Here is a 7,800-nt window from a genome sequence, read left to right as displayed (position 1 = left end):
ATCGTACCGCCCCGCGAGTGGACCGGAATGATTGGCGGTGGTTACTGGGCGAAGGGCCGTAAGCCTGTCCCTATGATTCGGGTCCGCTCTAAGAAGGCCCTACAGCGCTACAAAGACGTGTCGATGCCCGAGGTCTACAAGGCCGTGAACATCGCCCAGGCGTCCGCTTGGAAGGTGAACGCAAAGGTCCTCGAAGTAGCCAAGGAGGTGATGCAGTGGAAGCACGTTCCAATCGACAAGTTTCCTACCGCTGACAAGGAAGCCTTGCCGGTCAAGCCTGCAAACATTGATGAAGACCCCGAGGTCCTCAAGGCCTGGAAGAAAGCCGCTTCAACTGTGTATCGCAAGGACCGGGCCCGAGTGAGCCGCCGTTTGTCCTATGAGTTCATCGTAGAGCAGGCCACAAAATTCGCTGAATACGAGGCCATTTACTTCCCGTACAACCTCGACTGGCGGGGCCGTGTTTACGCCATCCCTTCGTTCAACCCACAAGGCAACGACCTGACCAAGGGCCTGCTGATGGCTTCCATTGCGGAGCCTGTAGGCAAGGACGGTATTGAGTGGCTGAAGATCCACGGGGCCAACTGCGCAGGCGTGGATAAGGTCGACTTTGGTCAGCGCAAGAAGTGGGTAGAGGACAACGAAGAGCTGATCCTTGAGATTGCTCGGGACCCGCTGGGCCAACCCGAGTGGACCAAGATGGATAGCCCTTTCTGCTTCCTGGCCTTCTGCTTTGAGTGGGCCGGGGTGGTTGAACACGGTGAGCTGTGGGAATCGGCGCTACCTATCGCCTTCGACGGGTCTTGCTCTGGCATTCAGCACTTCTCCGCGATGCTCAAAGACGAGCGGGGCGGGCGTGCAGTGAACCTGTTGCCTTCCGAGACCGTTCAGGACATCTATCGACTGGTGTCTGACGGTGTGAACGTTGAGGTTCGTAAAGACCTCACTGAGGGTACTGACGACAGCGTAGAGACCGTCACCAATAAGAAGACCGGCGAGATTACCGAGCGCCGCGTACTGGGCACCAAAACCCTGGCTGCTGGATGGCTGGGCTATGGGATCGACCGAGGCGTTACTAAGCGTTCCGTAATGACCCTGGCGTATGGCTCCAAGACCTTTGGGTTCACCGATCAGGTACGTGAAGACATCATCCAGCCAGCGATTGATAACGGTGACGGGGCTCAGTGGTTCCCTGATGCACAGCAATGTGCGCGCTACATGGCTAACCACATTTGGGACTCTGTGAGCAAGGAAGTAGTCGCCGCCGTTGAGGCAATGAACTGGCTTCAGAAAGCGGCCAAGCTGCTGGCCTCTGAGGTCACAGCGACCAAGCGGACCAAGAAGAATCCTGAGCCGGAAATCCTGAAGCCTTGCATGCCTGTGTACTGGGTGACACCTGACGGGTTCCCTGTGTGGCAGGAATACATGGTGCCTGTTCAACGCCGGGTCGACCTGATCTTCCTGGGCGCTGCTCGTTTGCGCTCCACGATCAACGTTCGGGACTCCAATGAAATCGACGGGGCCAAACAGGAATCGGGTATCTCTCCGAACTTCGTACACAGTCAGGACGGGTCGCACCTGCGCAAGACAGTAGTTAAGGCATCTGAAAGCTACGGCGTGGAGTTCTTCGCGTTGATTCATGACAGCTTCGGGACCATCCCAGCGAAGGCCGGTGAGATGTTCAAGGCAGTGCGCGAAACGATGGTTGAGACGTACACCGAGAACGATGTCTTGGACGACTTCCGTGAGCAGTTCATGGAGCAGCTCCACGAGACCCAGCTTGAGAAGATGCCTGCGATCCCTGCTAAGGGGTCCCTGGATATCACGAAGATCCTTGAGAGCCAGTTTGCTTTCGCATAGTCCAGCTTAAAACACCCACTAAAAGCACAACGAAACCTCATTGAGATTTAACCGGTCTCTCTGGGGTTTTTCTTTGCCTGCCTTCTTCACGATTTAAAACACCCACTAAAAGCACAACCAACCTTCCCAATACTTTAGGAGTTCTTTTCGCTATGCAATCCACTCAAACAATTGAACGCAACACCCGTACTTCCAAGCGCCGTACTGATGACGAAATGGAAGCCGTTCGGGTCCGTCGCGGCAAGTTGAACAAAGTGCAGCGCCAGGCAAAGCGTGACATCTGGCAGGAGGCTGAATAAATGAGCAAGGTTCAAAGCGTAATCATCGAGACCAGCCCGCACCGCCCAGTCAATTTTAACGAGAAGGCTGTCAGTAAGGTTCTTGAAGAGTCTTATTTGATTGCTGACGTTAAAGAAGATGGGGTCCGGTTGAATCTCTGTGTTGAGCCTTCCGAGTCTGTACATCGAGTGCATTGGCTGAGTCGAGAGGGGAAAGAGTTTCCCGCGTTCAATCAGCAACTCCCCTTAGCACTTGACCCCCGTTGGCCCGAGTTCTTCGAGACCGACGAGGCCCTGTTTCCTGAAGGCTTCATGTTGGACGCTGAGCTGCGCATTGATGACCTGCCGTGCAAAGACATCGCCGGGACTCTTCGCCGCCACCAAGCTATCGACCTGAGCCGCTTGAAGGTGATCGTGTTCGGCATTCTGCCTATGTCAGTGGTCCGGTCGGGCCAGGACTATGACGTGACTCACAGTGTCATGAAGTACCACGTTGAGTATCAGGTTAAGTTGCTTCAAGAGCGCTTCCCTGAGATTGCGTGGTCGGTCGTTGAGTCCTTGGACTGCTTCAGCATGGAAGAGGTAGACACCCTTTATGAGTCAGTCCGCGAACGTAAGTTGGAAGGCCTGGTGCTTAAAGACCCGAACGGGATCTATAAGCGCTCTAAGCAATCCGGCATGTGGAAGATGACCCCTGATGACAACGAGGACGGCAAGGTCGTTGGCCTCGTTTGGGGCACTCCTGGGCTGGCTAATGAAGGCAAGGTGATTGGCTTTGAGGTTCTTCTTGAATCCGGCCATGTAGTGAATGCCTGCAAGATCAGTAAGGCACTTATGGAAGAGTTCACATATACCGTGCGTACAGCCACTGTTAAGGCCTATGGATGTGGTCCCGGTGATGCATTTAATCCGTATCTCGGTCACACAGTTCGAGTCACGTTTATGGAGCGATACCCTGACGGTTCTTTGCGTCACCCATCTTTTGATTCTTTCCGTGGTATCTCTGAGCCAACTATCAAAGAGTAAAAGCTCGCTTCATTAACTTTCTAAGGAGGACATTCTATGTCTCGCTCCACGCCTGCGTTCGCCTATCGTTTGGCTCAGTCCGCAAATGATCGTGCATATAACGCTGCATTGTTTACCTATCAGCGTACCCAACGCCACGCACAGACACCAAAGCCTAAAGAGGCTTTTTGGGTTCGCATCAAGAACCGTCTGTTGGACATCTGGCAGAAAGTAAAGGAATACGTAAATGACTGAGTATAGCGGCGGCTCAGTTAGTTATTACACGGTCTTTATCAAAAGGCCGACCACTCCCGCCAAGTGTCCTTACAGCGCTGAATGCAACGACATCATTGAAGCCCTGGGGATGAACTACGCCGAAGGTAATGCCTTTAAAGCAATCTGGCGGCGAGCTGCGCAACGAACTCTCGGTAAGGCCAAAGTTGGCGCTAAACCGGATGGTCTTTACGACGCTGAGAAAGTCTCCTTTTTCGGTGAGCGTCTTGTTGAGCAATCCAAACAATTCAAAGAACAAGGAGTAATCAAATAGTGGAACTCGCACAGAAGGCCTTTAAGGCCACAGTGGAAATTGAAGATCACGTAGACGAGGTAACTATCTACGCGGTCAGTATGGACGCCGCATGGGAGTCTGCTGAGACCCGATTCAGTAACGGAGCCCGTGTAACTCGCATTCGCCCTCTGGTAGCTCCTAATGTGGATCGCTTTGGGGTGACTCTGTGAATCTCTCACAGGGCAATGGGCGCGCGAAGCCTGACGGCTCCCTTCACCTGAACAACTTCAGTCATGTCCGCCAGTCGGGTCTGGCCGGTGTTCTCTACGAACGCTTAATGACCATAAAGCAACAGGAGCTGGTCGAGCTGACTTTGTTGGAGCTTGCAGGGCCTGGAAGTAATGCCCACTTCAAGCATGACGTGTGGCGATTCAAAAAGTCGTTCTTGAAGGAACATTTTATCCATGTGGTCTATTCGGTATATCGGTCGGTGCGCAAGTCGCCAGCCCAAGAAATCTCCATGGCAATTAGCCGTGAAGAACTGCAAAGCGAATCCCGCAAGGTTATTCAACCGAGCTTCTCGTAAGTTTTAAACACCCACTTAAAGCACACGGACTATTCACTTGAGACTTCTTAAAGGTCTTGAGCGGATTCCTGCGCCCTAAATTTAGGCAATTCAAATAAGGAGACCCATAACTATGGCAGGTCCACGTAAAGAAATCTTCACCACTCCTAAAGGTTTCGCAGAACCGTACTGCTCCCTTCAGAAACCGGACTATGGCAATCCCGAAAAGGGCTTCGGCAATCCCCGTGGTCTCTGGAAAGTTGACCTTACTGTTCCTTCCCGTGTGGCTCAGCCTCTGATTGATAAGATCGTTCAGGCGCATGAAGCCAACTACAAGAAACTCCTGGCTGAACACGAGAAGAACCCGCCCGTGGTTCCACGCGGTAAAAAGCCCCTGCTGCCGTATGAGGGTGATATGCCCTTCGTAGATAACGGCGACGGCACTGTGACCTTCAAGATCAAGGGTTACGCCTCGTACATCGACAAGAACACCCAGGAGAACAAAGCGATCCCTCTGAAGGTGGTCGATTCCAAAGGTAAGCGTATCGACAACGTTCCGGCTATCGCTGGCGGTTCGGAATTGAAAGTGAAGTTTACTCTGTTCCCGTATGGCTGGACCGCTGTGGCCGGTGCTTCCGTGAAACTGCAAATTGACAGCGTAATGCTGCTGAACTTGAAAGAGTTCGATGGCGGTAACGACTGGGCTGATGACGTGGAAGAGGGTGGCTACTCCGCTGACGATTCCAGTGAATGGGAAGAAGGCGAAGCAGCCAGCTCCCGTGGTCACGCTGAGGAAGTAATCCCGGATGGCGATAACGACGGCGACTTCTAACAGTGGCCGCATTCGGTCGTTACGCCGGACCCCGAAGAACTGCAAATTCCTTTCGGTCGGGTCTGGAAGAGAAGAATAGCGAACTGATGGACAAGCACGGTATCCCTTACACCTTTGAGCAGCATTGGATTAACTACACGATCCCTGCACGAGTCGCTAAGTATCTCCCGGACTTCATCCTGGGGAACGGAATCATCATTGAGTGTAAAGGGATTTGGGAAGTTGAAGACCGCAAAAAGCACTTGCTGCTGCGTGAGCAATATCCCCAGCTTGATATTCGTCTGGTCTTCTCATCGAGCAAGGCGAAGCTCTACAAGGGCTCACCTACGACTTACGGGGCGTGGTGTGAGAAACACAATATTCAATTCGCAGACAAGTTAGTTCCTCTGGCTTGGATGAAGGAGAAGAATAGACAGATTCCTGACGGGATTCTGAAAGAGAAAGGAGCGTAACTAATGGCTCGTGTCCAATTCAAACAGCGGTCAGTAACGCGACTGCTGGTTATTCACTGTGCAGCTACAAGACCCTCTATGGATATTGGGCTGCGTGAAATCCGGCAGTGGCATGTTCAACAGGGCTGGCTCGATGTTGGCTATCACTACATCATCCGTCGCGATGGCACAGTCGAAGTAGGCCGTCCTCATGATGCCGTTGGGTCCCACGTTAAGGGACACAACTCTGAATCCGTAGGCGTCTGCCTTGTGGGTGGTGTTGACGATAACTTGAAACCTCAAGACAACTTCACGGACGCTCAATGGAAAGCCCTGGACCTACTGGTCTGGGAGACCATTGTTCCTCTGTATCCCGGTGTGACTCTTACGGGCCATCGTGACCTTGACCCAGGCAAAGCGTGCCCATCTTTTGATGTTGCCGCCTGGGCATATAAGAGAACCCCAGCGTAAGCCAATCACTTCTGTAAGGCGGGCCTACGGGTTCGCTGTAACAGCAACTCACCTCTTAACTTAGGAGGATTCGCTATGTCTGTTAATCGGGCAACTATGCAAGGTGCATTCGACCTATGTGAACTATTCCAGATGGGAGGCGTCCCCAGCATTATTGCAGGCGGTGCAGCTCGCGACATTTACTTTGGTGTGCGACCCAAAGATATCGACGTGATCATCTGCGGAATCTCAATGGAGACAGCTTCCGAGATTCTTGCCGGGGCCGGTATCGCTTCGACCCCTTTTCACATCTACAACGGCGCTGCAAGTGACCGCCTCGTGGGTGGCTTTAAGTTGGTCGGAACGGACATCGACGTGTGCCTGTACGACTGCACTGACGTAAGCGAAGCCATTGACGCTTTTGACTTCAACTTGAACCAGTTCGTTATCTCGGGGATTCATCACGGGATCGACGGGGCACATGTGCGATTCGTTGGGGAAATCCATTGGTCCACTCTGGCCGCTGTCCGTAAGGACTTCACACCAGCTCGCCACGACAAGATGCAAGCCAAGTGGCTGGACCTTAGCTGGCGACGAGCCACTGGGGAAGCCGTGGAGGTTCCTGTAGGCGGTCTTGATGGACCGTACTGAGGATTTACCAGAAAGTGAATTGCTGTTTAAAGGTCCCTGTACGAACGTCGATGAGTGTTCATCCAGCGATGGCATGGCGACTTACTCGGACGGCCACACCTTTTGTTTTGTCTGCAATCACCACACACATGGGGATGGCTCTGAGGGCCACAGCGCCCGACCGAACACTAAGCGTGCCGTCAGCACGCTGTCGATGTTGGACCACCAAGGCCGCTTTCAGGACTTGCCTAAGCGGGGTCTACAACAGGCTATCTGCAAACAATACGGATACTGGGTGGGCAAGACCCATGGCGGAAAGGGCATTCAGGTCGCTGATTACCGTGACGAACACGGGAACTTGGTAGGCCAGAAGATTCGAGACGCTGACAAGAACTTCTCATCTACAGGCAAGCACGGGGCGGACTGCCTCTTCGGTAAGCACCTGTGGTCAGGCGGCAAAAAGATCATCATCACGGAAGGTGAGATTGACTGTCTGACCGTGGCCCAGTTGCAAGGCGGGAAGTATCCCGTTGTGTCACTGCCTACAGGTGCCCCGAGTGCCCGTAAAGCCTGCGCTAAGAACTACGAGTATCTCGATACGTTCGACGAAATCATCCTCATGTTTGACATGGATGACGTTGGCCGTGCAGCGGCAATGGATGCTGCTGAGGTTCTGCCAGCGGGCAAGGTGAAGATCGCTGTACTGCCCATGAAAGACCCGAACGAATGCGTTATGAACGGCCAAGCGAAAGCCGTCATGGATGCAATGTGGAACGCCGCGCCTTTCGTTCCCGATGGCGTGGTCTCCGCGAAGTCCCTGAAGTCCCGCATTAAGAACAAGCAAGACATCCCGAGGATTCCCTTGGCGGGTCCTGCTGAACTGCGCCGTATGACCAAGGATGCACGGGCCGGTGAGCTGCTTATGGTGACTTCCGGGTCGGGCATGGGTAAGTCCACCTTCGTGCGCCAGAACGTCTATAGCTGGTTCCAGCAGCACGGCCTCGAAGTAGGCGTGGCGATGCTTGAAGAGTCCGTAGAGGAAACCGTTGAGGACCTCGTGGGCTTGCACATGCGCCGTCGCTATCGACAGAACCCTGACGGCACCACAGAGGAAGAGTTTGACGCTGCCTTTGACGCCATCTTTGAGACGGACAAGCTGTTTCTCTATGACTCCTTCGCGGAGTCCGTAGAAGACCGTTTGATGTCCAAGCTGCACTTCATGGTGAAGGGGCAGGGCTGCA

General features: G+C 53.5%; 12 protein-coding genes. All 12 read left to right on the top strand.

What is annotated here, in order from left to right; translation table 11 throughout:
• Positions 1-1,860 (top strand): DNA-directed RNA polymerase (locus ACR52_RS27225; protein WP_048731271.1); only part of this gene is annotated, 1,860 nt, incomplete at its 5' end.
• 152 nt (positions 1,861-2,012) lie between these two features.
• Positions 2,013-2,159 carry a hypothetical protein gene (locus ACR52_RS30830; protein WP_161799324.1) on the top strand — a complete coding sequence of 49 codons (147 nt, stop codon included), beginning with the start codon at positions 2,013-2,015 and terminating at the stop codon, positions 2,157-2,159.
• Positions 2,160-3,164 carry an ATP-dependent DNA ligase gene (locus ACR52_RS27220; RefSeq protein WP_048731270.1) on the top strand — a complete coding sequence of 335 codons (1,005 nt, stop codon included), beginning with the start codon at positions 2,160-2,162 and terminating at the stop codon, positions 3,162-3,164.
• A gap of 36 nt (positions 3,165-3,200) precedes the next feature.
• Positions 3,201-3,398, top strand: coding sequence for a hypothetical protein (locus ACR52_RS27215; RefSeq protein ID WP_048731268.1), 198 nt, complete (start codon positions 3,201-3,203; stop codon positions 3,396-3,398).
• Complete coding sequence (locus ACR52_RS27210) at positions 3,391-3,690, top strand: hypothetical protein (RefSeq protein ID WP_048731267.1); 300 nt, start codon at positions 3,391-3,393, stop codon at positions 3,688-3,690. The genes ACR52_RS27215 and ACR52_RS27210 overlap by 8 nt, the downstream gene beginning before the upstream one ends.
• Positions 3,690-3,881 (top strand): host cell RNA polymerase inhibitor, encoded by a 192-nt coding sequence (locus tag ACR52_RS31935; RefSeq protein WP_048731265.1) that lies wholly within the window; start codon positions 3,690-3,692, stop codon positions 3,879-3,881. The genes ACR52_RS27210 and ACR52_RS31935 overlap by 1 nt, the downstream gene beginning before the upstream one ends.
• On the top strand, positions 3,878-4,237 hold the full coding sequence (locus ACR52_RS27200) for a hypothetical protein (protein WP_048731264.1): 360 nt from the start codon (positions 3,878-3,880) through the stop codon (positions 4,235-4,237). Before ACR52_RS31935 ends, ACR52_RS27200 begins: the two co-directional genes overlap by 4 nt.
• 112 nt (positions 4,238-4,349) lie before the next feature.
• Positions 4,350-5,048, top strand: a complete 699-nt coding sequence (locus ACR52_RS27195; RefSeq protein ID WP_048731263.1) for a DUF2815 family protein — start codon at positions 4,350-4,352, stop codon at positions 5,046-5,048.
• Positions 5,049-5,050: 2 nt separating this feature from the next.
• The gene (locus ACR52_RS27190) at positions 5,051-5,500 is read left to right on the top strand and encodes an endonuclease I (protein ID WP_048731260.1); all 450 of its coding nucleotides are present in this window, start codon (positions 5,051-5,053) and stop codon (positions 5,498-5,500) included.
• A gap of 3 nt (positions 5,501-5,503) precedes the next feature.
• Entirely contained in the window at positions 5,504-5,950 is a 447-nt protein-coding gene (locus tag ACR52_RS27185) for a peptidoglycan recognition protein family protein (protein WP_048731258.1), read from the top strand.
• Between the two features lie 75 nt (positions 5,951-6,025).
• Positions 6,026-6,580: a hypothetical protein gene (locus ACR52_RS27180; RefSeq protein ID WP_048731255.1), complete on the top strand. Its 555-nt coding sequence runs from the start codon at positions 6,026-6,028 to the stop codon at positions 6,578-6,580.
• The coding region (locus ACR52_RS27175; protein WP_048731253.1) for a toprim domain-containing protein at positions 6,567-7,800 on the top strand (1,234 nt) is incomplete at its 3' end. The genes ACR52_RS27180 and ACR52_RS27175, both read left to right, overlap by 14 nt.

This window comes from Pseudomonas fildesensis (genome assembly GCF_001050345.1).
In the GTDB taxonomy this organism is placed as follows: Bacteria; Pseudomonadota; Gammaproteobacteria; order Pseudomonadales; family Pseudomonadaceae; genus Aquipseudomonas; species Aquipseudomonas fildesensis.
The sequence above is the reverse complement of the archived record's forward strand: the minus strand, read 5'-3'. Positions and strand labels throughout refer to the sequence as shown.